Raw genomic sequence first — 22,090 nt, 5'->3', positions numbered from 1 at the left:
CGAGGCGGGGCGAGCATGGGCAGATGGGTCGCCCGCTGGCTGCTGCCGGTCCTGGCCCTGGCCGCTACATCGGCCTGTTCGCGCCCGCCGCCCTCCGGTCAGGTGCTGGCCCGCGTCAACGGCACGGACATCACCCGCCGCGATGTTCTGACCGAACTGACCGCGAGCGGCGCACCCGCCGATGTCGATATCGACACGGCCACGCCTGCGCTTCTCGACGGGCTGGTAACCCGCCGGCTGCTTGTGGACGAAGCGACGCGCCAGTCGATCGACCGCTCGCCCGAGTTCTTGGGGCAGATGCGGCGCGACCGCGACATGCTGCTGGCGCGGTTGTTGCGGGAACGACTGGCGGAAGATGAGGCCGGAACCGCGCAACCTGCTGCGGACCCAGCCGCGCTCGATCGGCGGATGCTGTTCGACGTCGATCGCCTGACCCTCCTGACGCCCGTCGATCCGGCAATCCTTGCACGCCTGCCGTCGATCGACGCCGCAGCGGACTGGCTTACCCGGCACTGTGTTCCGTTTCGGCGCGACACGGTCAGGCTCGACAGCCTGGCGCTCGATCCCGATCAGGCCACCCGGCTGCGCGGTGCCGGCGAGCGGTTGGTAGTGGGGCGCGAGAAGGGGGCGGTCACGCTGGACCGGGTCCTGTCGATGCGCACGATACCCGTAGCGGCCGGGGAGCAGGCGGCGATCGCAGCGGCATTGGCGCAGCAGACCTCGCTTCGCGCGCGTCTGGAGCAATTGACGAACCGACTGCGCAGGACGGCGCATGTCGAATATGCGCGGAGGCAGGACAATGGGCGGGGACATGCCCGTACGCCACGCGTGTCGCCCTGTTCCTCCACCGCCGGTGACCTTGCTGCCCGACGAACGGGCGCCTGAGAAAGAAAGCGCCTTGCATGGGTTTCCCTTGCCCTGATCCGTTGTGGAGCGGCGAGGAGCGATGGTCCTTTCACATGGAACCTTTACAGTACGCACGCTTCGCCAGCTCGGCCCCGGCGTGCAGCCATCTTCCGAATACCCGATATGTACGACACGGCGACATGTCGAGCTCGTGACATGAGTTACGTGTTGCCCGCCTTTGTCGCACGACTGGACTCGCTGCCCGGGAGTTATGGCGAAGGTATATTCGACGGGCGCCGACACGGTACGACGCCGACCGTATGCCCGATGCCAGGCGCTATGTGCCGAGGAATTGAGCGGCAAGGAGCGGTTCAGCTTCGATCTTTATTATCTCGCGGGCAGCAGGCTGGCACTGCGTCCGTGCGAGAGGCCGGCAGACAAGGTGATCCACTTCGTGATGCGCTACATGCCAAACGAAATTGCGAACCGCTGATGGATGTGACGCCGGCGCGCCAGCCGCAAGCCTTACTCCCGGTGAAGTTGGTTGCCCGCGGACCATTCCTGTCGGTGGCGGTTCAGGGATTGGGATGGGAAAGCCTGGTCCCACGCCATTTCATCCTCCATTTCCAACCTGCGCCGCGCATCGCGTTCCGCGATCAGTTCGGCAACCTGCCGCTCCAGACGATCGATGCGACCGAACAGCTTCTGATTATCCGACATTCTTCTCCCCCTGCATCGCGTCGGGCTTCTGCATCCGGCCGGCCGAAAAGAAGGTCTACGCCATGAAAACGGCTCATCCACTTACATGGCTTATTATGGGAGTGATGATCGCACCCGCTTCGGCGCAGATCGTCACCGTTCCGGCGCCACTTCCCGACAAGAACGGCGATGGCCGGGTGAAGGTGGGATCCATGGCAAACCGGCTGGGCGTGCCAAGGGGCACGGCGTTGACTCGTTGCGGCGACTCGCTGACCTATGTCGGGCCGCGCTCTACCTGTCCGGCAGATACAGGTGATCCAGCACCCGCGACGCCGCGGAACGTATCGCGCGAGCCGACAACGCGTGGGACGATGGGAGCGATCGCTAATGTCACGCCAGTTACGAGTGATCGAAGTTCCGCATCGGACGCGATGCCAAGACTGACGGCTCCGGCCATCACATCGCAACTGGAACAGGGCGGCGCGACGGCGAATGCGTCGCGTCGCAACAATCTGCACCTTGCACGCGCGCTCGATGCTTATGTGATGGACGGTGCAGGCCTGACAGTCAGCGACGTGTCAATCGACCTTGCCCGGTACGGAGTAACGATGCGGCGGGCAAACGGTAGCTATGGCACGGTATCGGGTCTGACGCTGAAAAGGGTCGCGATCACTGCAGAGCAGGCACCGGTGTATATCCGGGGTGGCAGCCACGACATTCTGATTGAGGATGCAGCGCTGACCTGCACCGGAACATCGCCGGGGATTCCGGGCGGGGTCAAGGTCGGCAAGGCCGGGTCGCCACCCAATTACAACATCCGCCTCAACCGGGTGCTGGTTCAGGGCTGCGCCAGTTCCGCTGCCCGCAAGGGATACAAGCAGGGTGACGGGTTCGCCTCCGAAAGGCCGGACCACGACATCGTGATCGAGAACAGCGTCTTTCGGAACATGGGCGATGGCTGCATCGACACCAAGTCCACTGCGGTGACCATTCGTAACGTCACGCTCGATGGATGCAATTGGGGCCTGCGCCTGTGGGGACAGGGACATGCCACCGACGTGCATGTCGTTGCGGTCAGAAAAGCGGCCGTGCAGATCAAGCCAACAACGGACTGGGCAATTGACCGGCTATATCTACCTGCCGATCCATCGTTGCAGGGCGACGTCTATGCCGACGGGATCGGCGGGAAATTGACCATCGGCTGGTGTTCGCGCCCGATCGTGGTCCGAGGCGGAAAGGCCGATGTGACGCTCGGCCAAGGATGCACGACAGGTCGCTTCGACGACACTGCCCCGCGTCGCAATACAGGCTGACCCGAGATAGCTCCCGCCCGCTGGCGGTCAGCGGGCGGGAGAGGTCATGGAGTGCGGCCAGGCTCGTGCTCCGGCCATCACGAATCTGCCTGAACATGTTCCGCCTGACCCTGACGTGAGTGGATCGTGCAGGCAAAGTTCAGGAAGTTTCAATTTGCCCACAAATGGGCTCTTGCATGAGACTCGGAAGCAGAGACGGTCGGACGATTTGGTCTGTGTCAAGTAGTCAATGATAGGACACGTCCATCTCCGAGCCTTAACTAAAGCTGCAAGGCTGGTTCAGCTTTGATCTCCCCGAAAGTGGATAGACGATGACCACTCATCAGGGAGAATACCGATGACAAAGATCTTTGCATTTGCCGGTGTCCTGCTCGCCGCGACGGGAGGCCTTGCCACGTCGGTCGACGCGCAAGCGCCTCACTACGCCTATGGCTATGCCGATGGTCACGACAACCGCATCAACTATCGTCAGCACATCGGCGCGCCGCGGTATTGGCGCAGCGCCCGCGGCGAAATCTGTTATCGGCGCTCGGACGGCGTGCGACGGTGCGAGGCCCCCAATGCACGACAGGATGGTCGGCGTTCCCACCATAACGAGCGGGGCCATGGCTGGCGCTGAATAGGGTGAAACCTCCCGCCCGCTGGCGGTCAACGGGCGGGAAGGTCATGGACGCGGCCAGGCTCGTGCTCCGGCCATCGAGCCAGCAAGATATGAGGCGCACAGGGGAGGCGCACTATCCGTGCCGGTTTATAACCATTGGTAGCCTAAACCCCAGATTACAACCAAAAAATTCAATTCTATGTGATCCATGTTATCCTCTAGATGCTGCTCCTGTATTATAATAGCCAGTTGGATCGCGATTGCGAGTATTGCAGCTGTCATGGCCCAGTAGGCGGTCGTGCCCACGCGACCAATCGCCCTGAATGGAACTTAGCGTTCGCCTGCCGAAGTTTAACCCCGCGGCTATGGGAGGTCGCTGACAACCACCCAAGGAAAACGGCTCGGTAATCCTACGCTATCGATCACATCGTCATGCCAGCCAACCAGCGGCAATTGGTGGCGGAACACTCCAAACCGATCACGGCTGCCATTCCAAGCAATGCGCTCACACTTTTGGCTTAATGCAAATTAGCATAATAAACTGATCGCCTTCACTTTACGCATTGCCCGGCTATTTGGCCGTATTATGCTGCAAGGGTGCTGTAAGCGTTTGTAAAAATCGCACCTTATTCTTGATGAAGCAGGCAGTGCATGGGGATGAGGGAGGGGAAGCCGGCATCGACGACGCGCACCGAACGATGGTTGCTGACGCTTGTCGAAGGCATGCCGCAAATGGTCTGGCGCGCGGTGGGCAACGGTCAATGGACCTGGGCTAGCCCGCAATGGTTTCGCTATACCGGGCTGACACCGGAAGAAAGCCTGGGCGACGCCTGGCTGGATGCTATCCATCCCGAGGATCGGGGCCTTGCCGTGTCCGCCTGGCGGATGGCCGATACACTGGACGAATATCAGACGGAATTGCGGGTGCGCGCGGCCGATGGCCGGTATAAATGGTTCAGGGTCTGCGCCGACCCGGTTCATGACGGTGACAATACGATCGTCGAATGGCTGGGCACATCCACCGACGTGCATGACCTGCGGCAATTGCAGGCCGAGCAGAAGGTTCTGGTCGCCGAGCTTCAGCACCGCACGCGCAACCTGATCGCTGTGGTCCATTCCATCTTCATGCAGACCATCAGCAGCGCAGCCTCGGTGGATGACTTCCGCAACCGGTTCGAGAACAGGCTGGCCGCGCTCAGTCGGGTACAGGGCCTTTTGTCCACCTCTCAACAGAATCCGATCACGATCAGGAGCCTGCTGGACCTGGAACTCAATGCACTGGCGGAGGCACGGGTCGCGGAACAGGTCACGCTGTCCGGTCCAGATACCATCATCCGTAGCGCAACGGCCCAGACATTGGCTCTGGGGGTACACGAACTGTCCACCAACGCGCTGAAATATGGCGCCCTGTCGCATTGCGGGGGCAGGCTGCATATCCGGTGGTACGAGCATGCTGCAAACGACCAGCAATGGCTGTGCCTGGAATGGAACGAGACCGGTGCTCCCATTGCACCTGAGGCCCAGCACGGCACGGGCTATGGCCGCAGGCTGATCGAATACGCGCTTCCGCGTCAGCTCGGCGCCAGGACTCGCATCCGTTTCGGGGCGGATCACATGACATGCTTCATAGACCTGCCGCTAAGGCGCGGGGCGGGGGAGGTTGAACGTGGCTGAGGATAATCCATCGTTTCTGGACAGGCGCACGATCATGGTCGTGGAGGACGACGCACTGGTCGGAATGGGGCTGGTTTGTGCCTTGGAAGAACTCGGCGCGCGCGTGTTCTGGTCCACCGGCATCGAGGACGCGCTGGAGCAGATCGACACGGTCGACCGGATCGACTTGGCGATCGTCGACCTGAACCTTCACGGCGGGATCAGCACGCCGGTGCTTGACCGATTGCAGGCGCAGGGCGTCGCAATCATCATCAGCACCGGATACGACACGGCCAACATCGACGCCCGCTTTCAGTCGCTGCCTTACACCGAAAAGCCGTTCACACGCGCGAAGATGTGTGGGCTGATGGCTCAGCATCTGAAACCGCGGGCAATCCCCTTATAGCCGACGTCAGGTCGCGCGACCGGTGTCGGCGTAAGTGAACGGCCAACTGCCCCCCAGGCCACACCGGTCACAGGTGGATGATAGCCGCCCCGGCGTCCGCCGTGGAACCGACGGTGCTGTACACGTAGTAGGCGATGCCGTTCTTCATCAGCATGCCGTCGAATTCCACGTTGCGGATGCTGGCGCCGGTCGGGGATTGCAGCGCGATCGTGCCGCCATCCGACAGATCGAATACGCGGTTCTTGCCCGCGTCGATGATCCCGTTTCCGTTACCGTCGCGCAGTCGGGTAGTGGTGACCAGGAAGTCGTCCGCCGAGAAGTCGACGATCATATCCTTGGCCGACTTCCCGAACGCGGCGCCGTACAGGAACACGTCGGTTCCCGCGCCGCCACTCAACGTGTCGTTGCCGACACCACCCACCAGCAAATCGTCGCCGTCACCGCCCCGTAAGATGTCGTTGCCGGCACCGCCGAACAGCCGGTCGTTACCGCCCAGCCCGTCGATCGCGTCGTTCCCCGCCGTGCCGTTCAGCAGCTCGCCGAAGTTGCGGAAGTCGAACTGCGCGAGTGCCGGGTCATGGTCGGAGAGCGCCGGGTTGGTGCCGCCCTGGTTGTTGTAGCCGGTGTTGATGTGGACCACGTCGTAATCCGCCACCGCCCCCAGCTGCTGGTCGACGATGACATGGTCGATCGCTTGGCTGCGCCCGTCGAAGGCGTAGGTGTAGCGCTCCGCCTCCGTCAGTTCGGTGACGGTCAGGTTGTCGAAGCGGGCACCCCCGGTTCGCGTGTTGCCGTCCGCGTCGACATAGCCGGTCGCCGCCTCCAGCGCGCGGTTGAAGTAGAACTCGTTCCAGTCGCCGCCCGCGACGATGCGGTTGTCGCCGGAGGCCGACTGGATCGTGTCCAGCATATGCCAGACATCGTCCGCGATCGCATTCCGCTTCGCCCAGCCGGCATTTTCGGGCTGGCCGTTGTCGATGTCCTGATCGACCTGCCAGAACTGGCCCGACCCGCCCTTGGACGGCAGGTGGTTGGCGGCGACATAGACGGTGTTGCCGTTGAAGGTGAACTCGCCCAGCAGCGACTTGCGCGTGTTGGTCCAGTCGGTCGCGTTGATCTGTTCCGCGATCTCGCTGTCGTCATGGCCGATCCGGTCGCCGGCATCGCGCACGCCGTCGCCGATGCGGTCGGTAAAGGCGCGACGCTGCTCGATCGTGGCATCTGCAGCCAGATCGCCCAGCTGCACGCGGTTGGTGTTGTACAGGAAGCCGACGCGGATGTTGCCGTTCGGCTCGCCCCCTTCGGCATTGTAGACGGGCAGCTCGTCGACCCACTGGTATGTCTGGCCCGTGGCGGCGTTCACCGCGTCGACCAGCATCTGCCAGGTCTGAGAGGCATCGGTGCCCCGCGCCGCGCTGCCGTCCCCGGCCGCGGCGCCGTTATTGTCCTGGATCTCCTCGATGGACAGGATGTCGGGCGCCTTCAGGTTGGTGGCGATCGCATCCGCCAGAGCGGCGAAGCGCGCCGCGCCGTCGCTGGGGTCTAGATTCTCGACGTTGAACGTCGCCACGGTCAGCGCGCGCGCGTCCGCCTGGATCGTGGTCACCTCCCGTTCCGGCGTGGTGTCCTTCTGCGCCGCCACCGGGTCGGTCACGAACAGCTTCAGATCGGTGAAGTCGAACTCCACGATGCCGGTCACGTCGCCCAGCTTGTCGCCCATCGACGCGCCCGTGGTCAGCCCGGCCGGTGCGCTCGTGGCGAAGTCGGAGAAGTCCAATTCCAGGATATCCGGATTAACGTCGCCGTCATGGATGTAGCGGCCCCCCGCATGGGTGTCGTCCAGCGGCGTGGCGGTGTCGGGTGGGGAGGAGGGCGGGTCGCCCGCGATGGTGTAGCCGCCCCGGCTGTTGATCTGGTCGGCATCGGCATGGACGGTCGAATAGGCCTTCAGATACGGGTCGCCCCCCGACACGCCGACGAAGCCGTCGGCCACCACCATGTCGGGCACGGTGACCTGCATCCCCTCGATCGTCTCGAAGAAGTCGAGCGCGTCGGTCTGCGGGTCGAAATTCGCGCCGGTGCCGGTGTCGAAATAGTTCGGCACTTCGTCGGTCAGGATCGCGCTGGGGATGGCGTGTCCGGGCGTTCCGTCCAGCACCAGCGTCGGCAGCGTCTGGTCGTGCGCGTCGATGGAGATGCCCTCCATCCCCGTCAGCACGGTGCGCGGCAGGTTGGTGAAGGACTGGTATTCCATGACGTGCGCGGTGACCGTCACCAGGTCGCCGACCTTCAGCCCCGGTGCGGTCGCGGCCAGCGTGGCGCCGTTGTTGCTGTCGTCGCGGGTCATCACGAAGATGCCTTCGGAGGTCAGCGCGCTCGCGTCCCAGTCACCCTTTTCCTCGGTCAGGTAGAAGCCTTGGCGCGCGCCCACGCCGTCCACCGCCGTCACCACCGCCTGGATGGTGACGGTGACCGTGGAACGGGTGTTGAAGCTGTTGACCCCGTCCGCCGCCAGGATCGGGCTGAAATGCGCCGATCCCTGCACGTCGTGGATGCGGAACAGGTCGTCGGTGACGATCGTGCCCTCGCCCAGCGAATCGGACAGGGTAGCGCCGTTGGTGGCGTCAGACAGCGCGACGAAGAACTTCTCGTTCGCTTCCACCTTGGTATCGCCGTTGACCGCCACGGTGACGGTGGCGCTGGTCTGCCCCTCCGCGAAGTCGATGCGCCCGGATGTGGCGTCGAAATCCTCGCCCCCGGTCGCGGTGTTGCTCATCGTCTGGTACGCGACGGAAAACGCGCCGGCGCCGCCCGTGCGCGTCACGGTGAAGGTGGCGAAGGTCTGGCCGCTGTCGCCCTCGCGCACGCTGGCATCGCCGATCAAGACGGAGGGCGGCAGGCCGTCGTCGTTGATGATCGTCGCCTGGCCCTGCGCGTCGGCCAGCCGCGCGTCGCCGGTGGGGTTGGACAGGTTGAGGAAGAAGGTTTCGTTGCTCTCGGCGACCGTGTCGCCGGTCACCGTGACGGACACTGTAGCGCTGGTCTGGCCCGCCGCGAAGGTCAGCGTGCCGCTGGTCGCCAGGTAATCGCTGCCGGCGGTGGCGGTGCCGTCGGCGGTGGCATAGTCGACGGACAGCGCGCCGTCCGGCCCGCCGCGCGTGACGGTGAACTGCACCAGCCTGGTGCCGTCATTCCCTTCGGAGAAGCTGATGTCGCTGACCGACAGCTGCGGCACGGCGGCGGTGAAGCTCTGCCCGGCATTGATCCCGCCCGGCGTGTCGTCGGTGATGAGTGCGAAGCTGAAGTCGGACGCTTCCGCGCCCGTCCCCACCCGGCCGATGGAGGTGCCGTCGGCGTTGCCCGGCTCCGACACGCCGACATCGGTGCTGGTCAGGCCGTCGGCGGGGCCGCCCACCGCGGTGAAGGCGCCCTCATAGCTCAGGAACTCGACCACGCCGTCCGGGCCGACCAGCGCCAGCCCGTCCGGCGCGCCGTTCTGGATGCCGACCGCCGGCACGCTGATCGTGCCGAACCCGTTCTGCTGATCCGCGATGATGCCGCTCAGCGCGATCGTCTGGTACGCCGCGCCGTTCGAGCCGTTGTAGAGCACGAGGGAATAGCCCGACAGGTCGGTGCCCGCAGCGCCCGCGATCTCCACGAACTCGCCCACGTCCGCACCGGCATTGTCGTAATGCAATTCGTTGATCCACGGCCGCACGGTGGCAGGCGCGGTGTCGTCGTTCAGGATGGTGCCGGTCGCGCTGGCGTCCGCGATCCCCGCGCCCCCGGTCGCGTTCGACAGCGTCAGGGTCAGCGTCTCGTCCGCCTCGAACCGCGTGTCGCCGTTCACCGCGATCGTGACGGTGCGGCTGGTCTCGCCATCGGCAAAGGTCAGCGTGCCCGTGGGCAGCGCCCCGGCGATGTCGCTCGCGTCGGCGGTGCCGAAGGCGGTGGCGAAATCGATGGAGGCGGTGCCGGTGCTGCCCTCCAGCCGGTTGATCGTGAACACCAGCTCGGCGGTGCCGTCATTGCCTTCGGTCACCTGGGCATCCGACACGCCAAACCGGCCGGGATTGCCGGTCTCGACCGAGAATGCGGTCGGATAGGCGACGCCGGCGGTGTCGTTCAGCGTCCAGTTCGCCTCATCCGCGATCGCCGCCAGGATCTCCGCCCGCGTGCCGGCGGTCGGCCCGGCATAGGCGCCATTGTCTTCCCCGAACGCCAGCGCGTTGTCGCCGAAGGTCAGGCCGGTAGGCACGGCGCTGGTGTTGGAATTGGTCGCGTCGCCCGCATAGCCGGTGTTGCCGTCCGCGAAATCGAGCGAGAACAGGAAGGTCGGGCTGACCGCATCCCCGACATAGGCGTGGATCTGGTCGCCGCCCGTCGCCGGGTTGAATGACCCCGTCAGCCCGGAAATCGTCACCACCGTGCCGATCGGCGTACCGGCCGGCACCGTGTAGCTGGCCGTGCCCTCGCCGCCACGGAACGCGCCGGCGGCGGTCCAGCCGTTGTCGGTGAAGTTGATGGTCTGGCCCGACAGGTCGGCCAGCAGCACGAACGCGAACGACTTCACCCCCGTGTCCGCGCCGTAACCGACAAGCGCGACGTCACCCAAAGCTGCCATGATCCGCTCCCCGTCCGTTACGATGCCGCTCCGGTCACCCATGTGCCGGGGACGTCGTCCACCGAAGGCTATGGGTTAGACGCCGAAAATGACAGGGATGTTATCGTATCGTTAACCGGTCATCATTGTCGCGATGGTGACAGTATCGCCCGATTATGATGGGATGTCAGCCCGTATCGTCGCGCGGAGCAGCGTCCAGCGTGCGGCGTGCCACCTGGGACAGGGCACGTACGGTGCCCTGCCAGTCGACCAGCATGTCCATGTCCCCGCCGGCCGTTTCCCCTGCCTGCGCGATCGCGGCCAGCGCCGCGCCGTAGCGGACGGCCTGCCGCTCCAACGCTTCGAACCGGTCGCGGGTGACCCACAGTTTCACGCCATCGACGCTGCGGCCCATGCAATCGATCCCGCCGCAACGGTGCGCGTCGTCGACCAACGAGCTCATCACCTCCGCCAGGCCGCGCAGGGAAGCGATGTTGGTCTCGATCGGCGCGTCGTCGGGCTTGTCGGCAACTGACCGGCCCAGCGTCTCCGCCGCCCTTCGTCCCGTTTCGAGAAGACGCGCCCGCGTCTCCGCTTCCCTGTCGATACCCGCCATCCGCCCCGCTCCCCTGTGGCTGCGCCGCATCGTAACGATAAATGCGCGCATTGTCCCCGTGTCCGCGTCCTCGTACAATGAGGAGAGGGACGCGTTCGAACGTCGCTGATCCGGCAGGGAGCATCATGTGACGACGATCGCGGCGACAATCGTCGAAAAGCGCAACGCGCTTGCCTATGTCGAGGCGGTTCTGGCGGCGCACGACACGGCCAGCTAGTCCTGCCCCTTGATCCGGGCATGGACGTACCAACTGGAATTGTCGCGACCGAGCGAGTCGAGGTCGCACCGGGTGACGGCTGGTTCTCGCGTGCCGTGGCCCCGCGCCACGACGACGCGCCGGCGCAGATCGCGTTCACCTCCGGCACTACGGGCACGCCCAAGGCCATTCTCCTGTCCCACCGCACCTCGGGCGACGTCACCGATCGGCTGATCGACATCATGGCGCTCGACAGATCGATCCGCGAATATGTCGGCGTTCCCGTCACCTTCTCGTTTGGTTTCGGCTGCATCCGCGCAATTGCCGCAGCAGGAGGTGCGGCCTTTCTACCAGAGCGGGGCTTTCGCGTCGACGAACTCGCCGCGATGCTCGAATCGGGACAGATCAATGCGCTGTCCGCCGTCCCCACGCCGCTGCGCGTCGCTTTGGCGCAGGCGGCACGGCGTGGGCGTCCCGGTCCTGCTGCACCTGGTGATGCTACGACTGCCGCGCATCTTGAGCGTGCCGGTAATTGGACGCTGACCCGAGCGGCCGTTCAAAACCGTGTTGATCTGGCACAATATCAAGTATATCAATGATTCCTAGCAGCCGCTTCTGAATGATCCCCCTTAATTAGACCTTCGTATATTGACGGCAACTTGGCCGAGGGCGATCATCCGTTCACGAAGCGCGGCGAGCAGAGTAGATTGGATACAACGCGACGCCTGGGGCAAAGCGGAACGAGGTAAACAGGGAGGAGGGGGCGTGGCCGTCACCATGGGTGACGCGCCGCGCCCTTTCTGCGAACGGGAACCATGATTGCGAACGCCGGCCCTGACTTTCCTGCCCCAAGCCCCAGTTCCCCAATTCCAAGAAATGTCCGCCCCCGTATCGTATTCGTCATCAACTCGATCGGCAGCGGCGGGGCGGAGCGCGCGCTGGACACGATCCTGCGTACCGGCAGCGATCACCTCGCCCATTACGAGGCGCATCTGGTGCTGCTGGATGCCGAGCCGGAGATGCGGGGCATGCCCGCGCTCAATGGGCGACATTGTCTGGATGCGGGCGGCAGGCTGACCGCCAGCGTGGTGCGGCTGCGCCGGCTGCTGCATCGCCTGCAACCGGATGTGGTGGTTGGCTTCCTGCCCCGCGCCAATCTGGCGGTTGCGCTGTCAGGTGGGCCATGGCGACGTATACTGTGCGAGCGGATGCATATGCGTTCTCACCTGGCGGGCCGTTACCGTGGCTGGCGGCTGGCGGCGATCAACCGATTGATGCGCGCGGCGTATGCCCGTGCGACACTGGTGCTGGGCGTGTCGCAGGGGGTAAGCGACGATCTGATCGCGACATTCGGCGCCCCGGTGGACCGCGTTTTCACCATCAACAACCCCTATGACCTCGATTTGATCGTCTCCGAAGCCGCGAAGTCGCCCCCGATCACCTTGCCGTCTGCGTTCCTGGTGGCGGTGGGGCGGCTGGTCGCCGCCAAGGGCTTTGCAGACCTGATCGACGCCTATGCACTGGCCGACCCCGCCCTACCTCTGCTGATCCTGGGACAAGGGCCGGAGCGCGCCGCGCTGACCGCCCGAATACAGGCAGCGGGGCTGTCCGCGCGCATCCTGATGCCGGGGTTCCTTGACGATCCCTGGACCGTGGTCGGCCGGTCGCAAGCGCTGATTTCCGCCTCCTACAATGAAGGTTTTCCCAATGCGATCGCGGAGGCGATGGTTCTTGGTCGGCCGGTGCTGACGACCGACTGTCCGTCTGGCCCGGCCGAACTGCTCGGCGCAGATGCGGGCGCAGCCGGTACGGTGATGGAGGCTCCCGCCGGATTGGTCGTACCGTTGGGCGACATTGCGGCTCTGGCCCGCGGCATTGCGATGCTGGATGACCCGGCGCTACGCACGCGACTGGGCAGAGCGGGCATGATACGGATGCGCGATTTCAGGGCTGAGCGCATCGCCGAACAATACTGGCAGGTGTTCGACCAGACTGCCCGCAGGTAAGATCGAACACGCGCCGATGCGGCGCAGCCAATGCCTGTCGGTCAGGCGGGAAGCGGCTTATCCGTACGCACTCGCGCATAGGCGTGCCGATAATACCAAGCGGCTGGCGAAACGCATCAGACCCCCGCCAGGACCTGCCGGAACAGTGCAGCGTGCTCGCTCGCCGCATTGGTCAGCCGATACCGCTCCACAATGGACGGATAGGTCGCGATTTCGTCTCGGAAGGGTAGCGAAAGCAGGATGTTCGTGATCGCGGCCCGGTCCCCGACCGGAAAGTAACACCGGTCGGGCAAACCGAATTCGCGATGCGGCGGGATGTCGGACAGACGGATCGGCACCTTTGCGATCATTCCCTCCAACACTACCAGGCCGAACCCTTCCATTTCTGATGGATGGATCAGCAGCGCCGCGCCGCAATACAGCGCGGCCAGTTCGACGCCCGTGCGGAACCCGGCGAATATGATGCGCGATCCGGCTCCGGACGTAACTTCCAAGTCCGCCATCGCGCGCAAGGCATCCTCATGCTCCGTGCCGTCGACCGAGGCGCCTACGATAACCAGCGGCAACGCGTTCCGTCCGGCCCGTGCATGCGCGGCGATGAGGTCCTCGAAGCGCTTGGTCGCTTCCAGCCGCCCGACCGCCAGCACATATCCGCCCCGCGATAGGCCCAGCATGTCCAGCACACGGCGGCAGCCATCGTCCTCCACCGCATCCAGCCGCGCGGCGTTGCGGATAGTGACGGCGCGCGCGTTTGCCCCTGGATGACGAGACAGGAAGTCGCTGCGCACCGCGTCGCTGACGCAGATCACCCGATCCGCGAACCGTGCTGCCATCGCCTCCCCTAGCCTCAGGAACAGCTGTCCCGCCCCGCCCCATTTCGGCCGTGCGAAGTCTGCCGCATGATGTGTGACTACGACCCGCATGCCGAGCAACCGTGCCAGCCCCGCGAAGAAGGCCGGGCCGATGCCGTGCAGATGGACCAGTCGACTGCGCAGCCAACGGGCATGGAACAACCCAATCAGCGTGTGCGACACGGTTTCCGCCCCGCTGCCCGGCAGCGACGGCAAGGCGCGCACCGGGATACCGGCCAGTCTTGTGCGTTTGAAGGGCACATGCCGACGTCGCACGAGCAACAGCACCGCAAGTTCCGGCGCCGCCTGCGCCAGTGCCGGGTACAGTAGCTCGCAATGCGTCTCGATCCCGCCGATCACCTCCGGCACACCGCGCAGTCCGATCACCGCGATGTCAGGGCGGGATGCGACCTCCTCACTCTCGACTCCCACCACCCGCCGGATACGCGATTCAGAGCCCACCGTTCAGGAAGAACCGGTGAGCGGAAACCCATGGTCGAGGTCGAACGCCGCCCAGTAACGGGACACCGCCCGCTCCACGCCATATGCGCTGGCAACCTCGTGCCCGGCGGCTCCCTGACGCTCCCGCCGCTGCGGATCGGCCATCACGTCCGCGATAGCCTCGGCCAACGCGGTGGCATCGTTCATCGGCACCAGCAGACCCGAGGGCGTTTCCAGCGTGCCGGTGACGCTTTCACGCGCCCGATCGGCCAGGATCTCGGACGGGCCGGACGCGCAATTGGTTACGACCACCGGTCGCCCCAGCGCCATGGCTTCCACCAGTGCGTTGGGAAATCCCTCACCATTCGACGCGCTGACGTACAGCGCGGCGTGCGCGAGCACCGCATAGGGATTCTTTTGAAACCCCGCCAGGTAAACGCGACCGGACAAGCCGAGGCGCGCGATCTGGGCAGCAAGCACGTCGCGTTCAGGCCCTTCCCCCATGATGACCAGCGGCACGTCCACCCCGGATGCCGCATAGGCATCCACCAGCAGCGCCATGTTCTTGGTCGGGGTCAGCCGCCCCATGGCGGCGATAAAGGGTGGTGCGCAGGGCAGAGGAACGGCCTCGCCGCCACGGCTCGTCACATTGTCCAGATCCACAGGGTTGCCGATCACCACGATCCGATCACGCCGGACCCCGAAATTGGCGACCAGATCATCCGCGACCCCGTCCGATACGGCAATCACCCGGTCCGCAAAGCGATAAGTCGCACGCACCAGCAGCCGCGACACGCGGTGGCGGGGCCCGGCGAGATGGGCGGAAGTATTGACCCGTTCGCTGATAACCGTTCGGCAGCCCAGCATGCGTCCGACGATGACGCACAGCACGTTGGCCCGCGTCAGGAAGCTGACCATCAAACGCGGGCGACGCCGCCGCGCAAGCGCCAGCAAGGATCGCAGGCCCCGCGCCATCGAGCCGCCCGTCGACAACCGAGCCAGCGGCAGCCAGACCGGTGGAGGATAAGCGTCGGGTTCGTCGTCGAGCAAGGCCAGCTCGAACGGATTCTGCGCCATCTGCCCCTGCGATCCGGCAAGCAGCGTCAGCATCACCCGCTCCGCTCCCCCGCCGGCGAGCGAGTTGATGACGAAAAGTACCGGGCCGCGCGTCATGGCTGCAGCCTGTCGATGATCGCGGCGGTCCGGGCCGCGATCTTGTCCCAGTCATAGCGCTCACGCAGCGCGCTGCCGTCCACGGCAAAACGCTCCTCCGGCGCGTTCAAACATGCAGCCAGCGTGTCGATGTCGCCGGTCGGGAAGTAATGGTCCGCGGTCAGGGCCAGTTCCGCATTGGGTTCGATGTCGCTGAGCAATGTCGGGGTATCCATCGCCAACGCCTCAAGCGCGGCGATCGGCAACCCCTCATGATGCGAAGGCAATACGAACAGCGATGCCCCCGCATAAAGCGAGCGCAGCGCCTCATGCGGCTGAAAGCCGGCGAACACGACACGCTCGCCTGCCTTGGCCAGAAGCGCCTTGGCATAAGCATCGGCATGGTCGGCCTTGCCCGCGATCACCAGTTTGCGCGGATCGCCGGAGGAAAGATGCGCGGCGATGAGGTCGTCGAACCCCTTTTCCGGCACGAGCCGACCGACGCCGAGGATGTATTGTCCGGCCGCGATGCCAAGAGACGCGAGAAGCACGGGGTCCGGTATGCGCGACGCGTTGACGAAGGTCAGGCTGGCACCGTTGGGAACGAAGCTGATCCGTTCCGCTCGAGTCGGAAAACGCTGCCGCAACGCGTCGGCCAGCCGCTCCGACACCACGATCACCTGGTCGCTGAACCGCACCGACAACCATTCACCGAATTGCAGCACCGCCTTGGCTGGGCGGTTCCATTTGGCGCGGTCGTAATCGCGGCCGTGGTGGGTGAACAGGACTCGCAGGCCGAGCAGGCGTGCCAGCGGGACCAGCAGGCCAGGTCCGATCGCATGCAGGTGAACCGCGCCGCAACGGCGCCTGAAGCGTAGAAAGAACAGTGCGATCAACGTGTGCGTGATGGTTTCGAGAAACTTGTTGCGGGTCGCCCAGATGGGCCACAGACGCAGCCCGTTCCATTCGCGCGCCACGCGCTCGACATAGGGGCGGCGCATCGCGACCTCGACCTCCAGCGCCGGTCGCGCCTTGGCCACGCGTGGATAGAGCTCCTGAACATGCGCCTCGACGCCACCCATGACGCCGGGAATGCCGCGTAGTCCGGCGACACCCAGCCTCATGCGCACCATCCGATGTGATGCGGATCCGCCATTCCTCTACGCGTCAATGCGCCGCCTTCCATAACCCTGCCGCTTCTTTCGACGGCAGATGTGGCGAACGCAAGTCTTGGCGGCCTCTATCGTTCAACCGATCAGCTGGGCGCCCATGCTGAATATCAACGCCCAGGACACGAGCGCGACACTGCCAGCGATCATGTAACTCTTGGAATGGACGCCCTGTCGCGTCGGTTCGGCCGGATAGAATCCGCGCAACGCCGCTTCGCCGAGCCGACGCTGCAAATCGATCGCGGGCGAATGCCCAGCCCGCGGCAGTTCGGCGATACTCAGACGTTCGGCGGAACGGACGGGCTTGGGCGAAGGAACGGTTATGCGTCCTTCGGTCACAAGACGCGATATGCTGGCGCTGGCCATGGTGAAGATCCCTGCTGCAATTCGCGCATTGTTAAAGGCCCTGCCTTCCGTTCCACCTATCGGACAGGGTTAACGGCTCATCAGGGATGTTTGCCATGCGACGCAAAGCGGGATTGATTTTGCAATCGTAACGACCGAACCTTTCGCATCATGCCCACACCCATCGATGCCCTGATGATCGACCTGTATCAGCGGCCACGCTCCCATCCATGGCTTCGCATCGTGGCGATTCTGATCGGCTCCGGAAATTGGAAGGCAGTGACGCTGATCCGGTTGGCCCAGTATTTCCATCTGCGCGGATGGAAGCGGGCGGGGCGCTGGTCGGGCGCAAAGCTGCGGCGTGAGTTCGGCTGCTTCGTCCAGCCCACGGCCTCGATCGGTCCGGGCCTGAAGCTGCCGCATCCCAATGGCATCGTGATCGGCAGCAAGGTTCGCATCGGCGCGTCCTGCGTCATCTATCAGCAGGTGACGCTGGGCGGCGCGCGGCGGGGTGCTTACGGCACCGACGCCTATCCCTCGATCGGTGACGGAGTGACGATCTATGCCGGGGCCAAGCTGATCGGGGAGATCGCGATAGGAGAGGGTGCCGTGATCGGCGCCAACGCGGTCGTGCTGAAGAACGTGCCGGCGGAGCACAGCGCCGTTGGCGTGCCGGCGGCTTCGAAGGCGCGGAGAACCGACGAGCCGCAGTCCTGATCGGGACGAATGCCGGTTAGTCGTCTGTCGCAAGACAGCGCCGGGCCTATCGCATCAGGATGGCATCGCCTCTACCGGTGTCGCCGGGACGCCCCAGTCGACCGGACCGACAAAGGCGTCGTCGCAGCGCCGCATCAGCGCTTCGGGAACCTGTCGATTGATATAGCCTTCGGAACCGCCCATCGACAGCAGCTTGGCGGGAACACCGCCGACGACGCCGGTATCCGGCACGTCCTTGGTAACCACGGCATTGGCGCCGATCGAACAATCATGGCCAATACGGATACGTCCGATGATCTTGGCGCCGGATGCGATCAGCACGCGATCACCCAAGACGGGATTCCCCGCACGCGGACCCCGGTTGAGCTGTCCCAGCATCGCACCATGCGTGTAGTTCACGTTGCGCCCGATCACCACGTCGCCGTTGACGTAGATCCCGCCGAAGCGATTGATAAAAAATCCCGGCCCGATCACCGTATATTCCGGAATCGCGATCCCGTATTTGTACCGAGCACGCAGCAGCAGCAATTTGAACAGAGGATAGAGGCCCAGCGCCATGGCCGGCTTGGTGCGCAGATACCCGCACGTCCTCATAATGACGGTATATTTATAGCCGGGGGTAAAAGCGTAATGTTTCAGGAAGCTACGCATGTCCGTGCGACCGGCGTAACGATACAGATCGGCCACCAGGACGGCCCGCAACGACCGAAACCGCTTCACGCAACCTCGCCGATGGGCGGTGGACATCACGTCTTGTCCCGGATCGCTCATAATCACTCCTACCGTTCGTCCTCTGCTAACGTGACGAACCCTGGCTGTCCCGTTCAATCGAGGGTGGTGCCTGCAATCCGCACGCGATAGGCACTTTTCACGAACCATCCCGTGGCGGCAAGATATGCCTCGCCGATGGGTCGCACCGGTTCTGCCGCAGGGTCGATGAGGGAGATTGCTTGTCATGGGGAAGACGGCTTGGACCAGATAGGTGCCATCGGCGCAGCCCTTCCGGCTTATGTTCTGCTACCGACGCTGCTGCTCAGTGCCGCGCTCCTCACGGCTCTGCTGGCCCGCGTCCGCAGCGTGTCGGCGAGCTTCGCGTGCTTCGCGATCTGGACCCGCTGCGCCTTGTCGGCACTCCATGATTTCACCTTCTCCGCCTCGCCGATCGGCATGAGCTACACCGCGCTCGGTTCGGTGATGATCTCGATCATCGGTCTGTTCGTGCTGCGATGGCGCCGACTGTCGGACATCGTGTTGCTGCCCTTCTATCCGCTCATCGCCTGCTATCTCATCAGCGGCATCCATAGCGCCCAGGTCGGGCCGATGAACGTGGCGCTAAGCAAGTTCCTGTACCTCATCGTTCTGGCTCTCGCGATCAAGGATGCCTTGGACGATATCGGACCGGAACGCTTGTTCCGTCTGCTCCTTTGGGCATTTGCCCTGCCGCTGCTGTTGCAGATCCTGTCGATCGCCCTCGGCGTCGTCAAGGCGGGCGAGGCGGACGGATCGGTCAGCTATATCGGCGGCTTCCATCACGAGGCGGCATTTTCGGTGGTGCTGGCATCGGCGGTGCTGTGCATCTGCATGATGCAGCGGGTCGGCACGATCGCGAAGATCGCGCTGATCTTCTACGGTCTCGCGGCGATCATCCTGGCCAATTACCGTACCGCGATGATCGCAATCCTGCCGCTGGTGGGCGTGGTCCTGGTGACGGAGGTCACGCGCCGCTTCGTTCCGCGGCAGCGCGGGATCGTGCTGGGGGTGATGGGGCTGGCGCTGGGCGCGGCGCTCCTGGCGGGCGGCTATATGGAAAGCGAGCGCTTCGCCGACCTCGGCACCGTCGCGCAGGAAGGCACCGGCATCATCAAGCGGCCGGAGATGATCTCCGACGATGATCGCAGGATCCTGTCGGGGCGCGGGGCGATCTGGAGCAACTATATCTACGGCTGGTACGATGCGAAGCCACTCAACAAGCTGATCGGCTTCGGACCCGATGCCTGGACCAAGGTGTTCCCGCTATACGCTCACAATACGGTGGTGTCGTTCCTGTACGAACTGGGCCTGACCGGCGTCGCGGCGCTGCTGTTCCTCTGGGGCTGGATGCTGGGGCTGGCCCTGCTCGTGCGGGGCGGACCCCGCCTGCAACTCGTCGCCGGGCATTTCAGCTTTTTCGTGCTCAACATGGCGACCATGCCGATGTGGATGATCGAGGGGATGATCTTCTACGGCATCCTGTGCGGCTACACCGTCTACTGGTTCATGCGGTCCCGCCGTGGCGCCGGCCAGGCTCCGGCGCCCGGCTTCCACACGACGGCTGTGGGGTGGGACCGTCACCCGGCATGACGGATCAGATCGACAGACGCCCCTTGGGATCGATGACGCGCAGTGAGAAACCGAGCGCCATATAGCCCAGCACTTCCGCCAGTACGCGGCCGCCCTGCGGCAGATACAGTGCACGGGCGAACTTGAGGCTGGTGGACGTCCTGAACTTGGTTGCATAGCGCACGTACAGCGCGATTTCCTGGTTGCTCAGCGCTTTCAGCAGCCGGCGGCTTTCCGGATCGACGTCGTCCACCAGGTCCGCGATCGAGGTGCAGACAATGGGAATGTCGGCATGGGCGGTCGTCGTCGTGACCCGGTTCACCGTGTCCTGATGAAACTCCGCGCTGATCTGCGGCGCGAAGGCGGCGGGCGATCGGGCAAGGCAGCGCAGCCACAGATCCTTGTCGCCGCCCCGGCGGGCCCGGCCGGCGGGAAACAGACCCGCCTCGATAAGGAGATCGCGGCGAAAGGCGACCGCCCCTGTCCATAATGGACAGCGCCTGGTCACCAGCCAGGCCCGCACCACCGTCGCCAGATCGTTCGCCGCGTCGGGTTTCAGGATGTCTTGCGCGACCGGATACTCCCTGTCCCTGCCTTTCTCACACACCATGAAGCGCGAGAAGGCGCAGCCGACCGGTTCGCCGCAAGCGGCGATTGCGCGATGCAGGTTGGCCAGGTGCTCGGGCCGCCACAGGTCGTCGGCATCCAGAAACGCGACCCACTCGCCCGTGGCCGCCTCCACCCCCAGGTTGCGCGCCGCATAGCCGCCGGGTCCTGGGGGCGAGCGGGTCAGGATGGTGAGGCGCGGATCGTCCATCGCGCGCACGATCTCCAGCCCGCCATCGGTGGAGCCGTCGTCGACCACGATCACCTCATGGGGCGGCAGCGTCTGGCCGAGCGCGCTTGCGATCGCGCGCTCGATATGCGGCGCCTTGTTATAGAGCGGGATCACCACCGAAAAGGTCATGCCGTTATCGTCCATCCGCCTGTTGCCCACCGTCAATCCCGACCGATACTCCGGTCACGCATGCCCTGTGATCCACCGCCCCGGCTCTGGTAAGGGCGCGGTAGCCGGCAAGCGGCGTTGATAGGGAAACGGAACGGCTATGGCCATCGACATCACGGTTTTGAGCGTATGGCACAATCGCGCGGCAAAGGTGGATGCGTCGATCGCCTCGCTGGCCGATCAGGATTATGACGGCTTCCGTGCGATCGTGGTGGATGACGCTTCACGTGACGATACCTATGCCCGGCTGGAGCGGCACCGGTCGGATCGCATCGTCGTACGACAACAGGCGAATGCCGGCTTCACCCGCACCATGATGGCCTTGTGCGCCGAAGCGGAAACCGACTTCATCGCCGTGCACGGCGCCGGCGACGAAAGCCTGCGGCACCGGCTCGCCGCGCAGCGGGCGTTCCTGCTCGACCATCCCCACGTCGTCGCGGTCGGATGCGGGATCGAGAATGTCGACGAGTTGAGCGGCCGGCGCTGGCAGGTGATGCCCGATGCCACCATCCGCCCCGGCCCGATCAGCGGCGCCTTCGGCATCTCGCATGGCGAGGTGATGTTCCGCCGCGACGCCTATCTGCGTTCGGGCGGATATCGCGATGCCTTTACTATCGGCCAGGCCAGCGACCTGTTTCGCCGCATGAGCCGGCTGGGCGATTTCGGCTATGTTCCCGAAGTGCTGTACCGCCGCTACCTGATGGCAGACGGCGTCAGCGCCAAGGCGGACAAGGTCGCACAGCGTACGATCCTGGCAGCGATCAGCACCGCGGTGCACCGGCGCGAGGTGTCGCGAGCCGGAACCGCAGGCGTGGAAGCGTGCGCGGTGCTGCGCGACGACCTCGACCGCTTCGGCCTGTTGCTGCCTTATCTGGCAGAACCCGACGCCCGGATCGCGCGCGCCATCGCGTCGGCCGCGATCGTGTACTGGAGCGCCGGGGACCGACGCACCGGCCTGCGCCTCGCCCGCCGTTCGCTGGGGGAGAAATGGTCCACCTTTGCATGGGTGGTGCTGGCGCTGGTCGGTCTCGGCACCGGCCCCCTGCGCGCGCCGATGCTAAAGGTCGCGCGGCGGGTGTCGCGCGGGGAGGGGGAATTCGCCCTGAGGCGCTTGTCGGGGCCGGGCTGACAAGCGCCCCAGGCGGGTCGAT

General features: G+C 64.8%; 19 protein-coding genes. 10 read left to right on the top strand and 9 right to left on the bottom strand.

Features of this window, described 5'->3' with window-relative positions:
- Positions 1–15: 15 nt before the first annotated feature.
- Entirely contained in the window at positions 16–885 is an 870-nt protein-coding gene (locus tag BMX37_RS15385) for a hypothetical protein (RefSeq protein ID WP_093666670.1), read from the top strand.
- 486 nt (positions 886–1,371) lie between these two features.
- Here BMX37_RS15385 and BMX37_RS15375 read toward each other — a convergent pair whose 3' ends face one another.
- Positions 1,372–1,566 (bottom strand): hypothetical protein, encoded by a 195-nt coding sequence (locus BMX37_RS15375; protein WP_093666668.1) that lies wholly within the window; start codon positions 1,564–1,566, stop codon positions 1,372–1,374.
- Positions 1,567–1,628: 62 nt separating this feature from the next.
- On the opposite strand from BMX37_RS15375, the gene BMX37_RS15370 reads away from it, so the two are divergent.
- The 4 genes from BMX37_RS15370 (at position 1,629) to BMX37_RS15355 (ending at position 5,518) form a co-directional block, all read left to right on the top strand.
- Positions 1,629–2,858 carry a hypothetical protein gene (locus BMX37_RS15370; protein WP_139198104.1) on the top strand — a complete coding sequence of 410 codons (1,230 nt, stop codon included), beginning with the start codon at positions 1,629–1,631 and terminating at the stop codon, positions 2,856–2,858.
- Between the two features lie 337 nt (positions 2,859–3,195).
- Positions 3,196–3,477: a hypothetical protein gene (locus BMX37_RS15365; protein WP_093666666.1), complete on the top strand. Its 282-nt coding sequence runs from the start codon at positions 3,196–3,198 to the stop codon at positions 3,475–3,477.
- A gap of 633 nt (positions 3,478–4,110) precedes the next feature.
- Complete coding sequence (locus tag BMX37_RS15360; RefSeq protein WP_093666665.1) at positions 4,111–5,133, top strand: sensor histidine kinase; 1,023 nt, start codon at positions 4,111–4,113, stop codon at positions 5,131–5,133.
- Positions 5,126–5,518 (top strand): response regulator, encoded by a 393-nt coding sequence (locus BMX37_RS15355; RefSeq protein ID WP_093666664.1) that lies wholly within the window; start codon positions 5,126–5,128, stop codon positions 5,516–5,518. The genes BMX37_RS15360 and BMX37_RS15355 overlap by 8 nt, the downstream gene beginning before the upstream one ends.
- A gap of 67 nt (positions 5,519–5,585) precedes the next feature.
- Here the strand turns inward: BMX37_RS15355 and BMX37_RS15350 are convergent, their stop codons facing one another.
- Together BMX37_RS15350 and BMX37_RS15345 are read right to left on the bottom strand one after the other, a co-directional pair.
- Positions 5,586–10,142: a Calx-beta domain-containing protein gene (locus tag BMX37_RS15350; protein WP_170842007.1), complete on the bottom strand. Its 4,557-nt coding sequence runs from the start codon at positions 10,140–10,142 to the stop codon at positions 5,586–5,588.
- Between the two features lie 166 nt (positions 10,143–10,308).
- On the bottom strand, positions 10,309–10,737 hold the full coding sequence (locus BMX37_RS15345) for a hypothetical protein (RefSeq protein ID WP_093666662.1): 429 nt from the start codon (positions 10,735–10,737) through the stop codon (positions 10,309–10,311).
- Positions 10,738–10,974: 237 nt separating this feature from the next.
- Between BMX37_RS15345 and BMX37_RS15340 the strand changes: the two genes are divergently transcribed.
- A complete protein-coding gene (locus BMX37_RS15340) occupies positions 10,975–11,532 on the top strand; it encodes an AMP-binding protein (RefSeq protein ID WP_093666661.1) in 558 nt (185 codons plus the stop codon).
- Positions 11,533–11,748: 216 nt separating this feature from the next.
- Positions 11,749–12,939 (top strand): glycosyltransferase, encoded by a 1,191-nt coding sequence (locus BMX37_RS15335; RefSeq protein WP_093666660.1) that lies wholly within the window; start codon positions 11,749–11,751, stop codon positions 12,937–12,939.
- A 116-nt stretch (positions 12,940–13,055) separates the two neighbouring features.
- Here BMX37_RS15335 and BMX37_RS15330 read toward each other — a convergent pair whose 3' ends face one another.
- From BMX37_RS15330 to BMX37_RS15315, 4 genes are all read right to left on the bottom strand, one after another.
- Positions 13,056–14,222, bottom strand: coding sequence for a glycosyltransferase (locus BMX37_RS15330; protein ID WP_170842006.1), 1,167 nt, complete (start codon positions 14,220–14,222; stop codon positions 13,056–13,058).
- Positions 14,223–14,255: 33 nt separating this feature from the next.
- Entirely contained in the window at positions 14,256–15,404 is a 1,149-nt protein-coding gene (locus BMX37_RS15325) for a glycosyltransferase (RefSeq protein ID WP_093666658.1), read from the bottom strand.
- Positions 15,401–16,507 (bottom strand): glycosyltransferase family 4 protein, encoded by a 1,107-nt coding sequence (locus BMX37_RS15320; RefSeq protein ID WP_170842005.1) that lies wholly within the window; start codon positions 16,505–16,507, stop codon positions 15,401–15,403. The genes BMX37_RS15325 and BMX37_RS15320 overlap by 4 nt, the downstream gene beginning before the upstream one ends.
- A gap of 123 nt (positions 16,508–16,630) precedes the next feature.
- The gene (locus BMX37_RS15315) at positions 16,631–16,918 is read right to left on the bottom strand and encodes a hypothetical protein (RefSeq protein WP_093666656.1); all 288 of its coding nucleotides are present in this window, start codon (positions 16,916–16,918) and stop codon (positions 16,631–16,633) included.
- Positions 16,919–17,068: 150 nt separating this feature from the next.
- On the opposite strand from BMX37_RS15315, the gene BMX37_RS15310 reads away from it, so the two are divergent.
- Positions 17,069–17,614 (top strand): serine O-acetyltransferase, encoded by a 546-nt coding sequence (locus BMX37_RS15310; RefSeq protein ID WP_093666655.1) that lies wholly within the window; start codon positions 17,069–17,071, stop codon positions 17,612–17,614.
- Positions 17,615–17,668: 54 nt separating this feature from the next.
- Here BMX37_RS15310 and BMX37_RS15305 read toward each other — a convergent pair whose 3' ends face one another.
- Positions 17,669–18,385 (bottom strand): serine acetyltransferase, encoded by a 717-nt coding sequence (locus BMX37_RS15305; protein ID WP_093666654.1) that lies wholly within the window; start codon positions 18,383–18,385, stop codon positions 17,669–17,671.
- A 198-nt stretch (positions 18,386–18,583) separates the two neighbouring features.
- Between BMX37_RS15305 and BMX37_RS15300 the strand changes: the two genes are divergently transcribed.
- Positions 18,584–19,954 carry an O-antigen ligase family protein gene (locus tag BMX37_RS15300; protein ID WP_170842004.1) on the top strand — a complete coding sequence of 457 codons (1,371 nt, stop codon included), beginning with the start codon at positions 18,584–18,586 and terminating at the stop codon, positions 19,952–19,954.
- A gap of 4 nt (positions 19,955–19,958) precedes the next feature.
- On the opposite strand, the gene BMX37_RS15295 is transcribed toward BMX37_RS15300, so the two are convergent.
- Entirely contained in the window at positions 19,959–20,900 is a 942-nt protein-coding gene (locus tag BMX37_RS15295; protein ID WP_170842003.1) for a glycosyltransferase family 2 protein, read from the bottom strand.
- A gap of 139 nt (positions 20,901–21,039) precedes the next feature.
- On the opposite strand from BMX37_RS15295, the gene BMX37_RS15290 reads away from it, so the two are divergent.
- The gene (locus BMX37_RS15290; protein WP_093666651.1) at positions 21,040–22,068 is read left to right on the top strand and encodes a glycosyltransferase family 2 protein; all 1,029 of its coding nucleotides are present in this window, start codon (positions 21,040–21,042) and stop codon (positions 22,066–22,068) included.
- Positions 22,069–22,090 lie beyond the last annotated feature (22 nt).

This window comes from Sphingomonas gellani (assembly GCF_900110035.1).
In the GTDB taxonomy this organism is placed as follows: Bacteria; Pseudomonadota; Alphaproteobacteria; order Sphingomonadales; family Sphingomonadaceae; genus Sphingomonas; species Sphingomonas gellani.
This window is presented reverse-complemented; position numbering and strand designations above follow the sequence as displayed.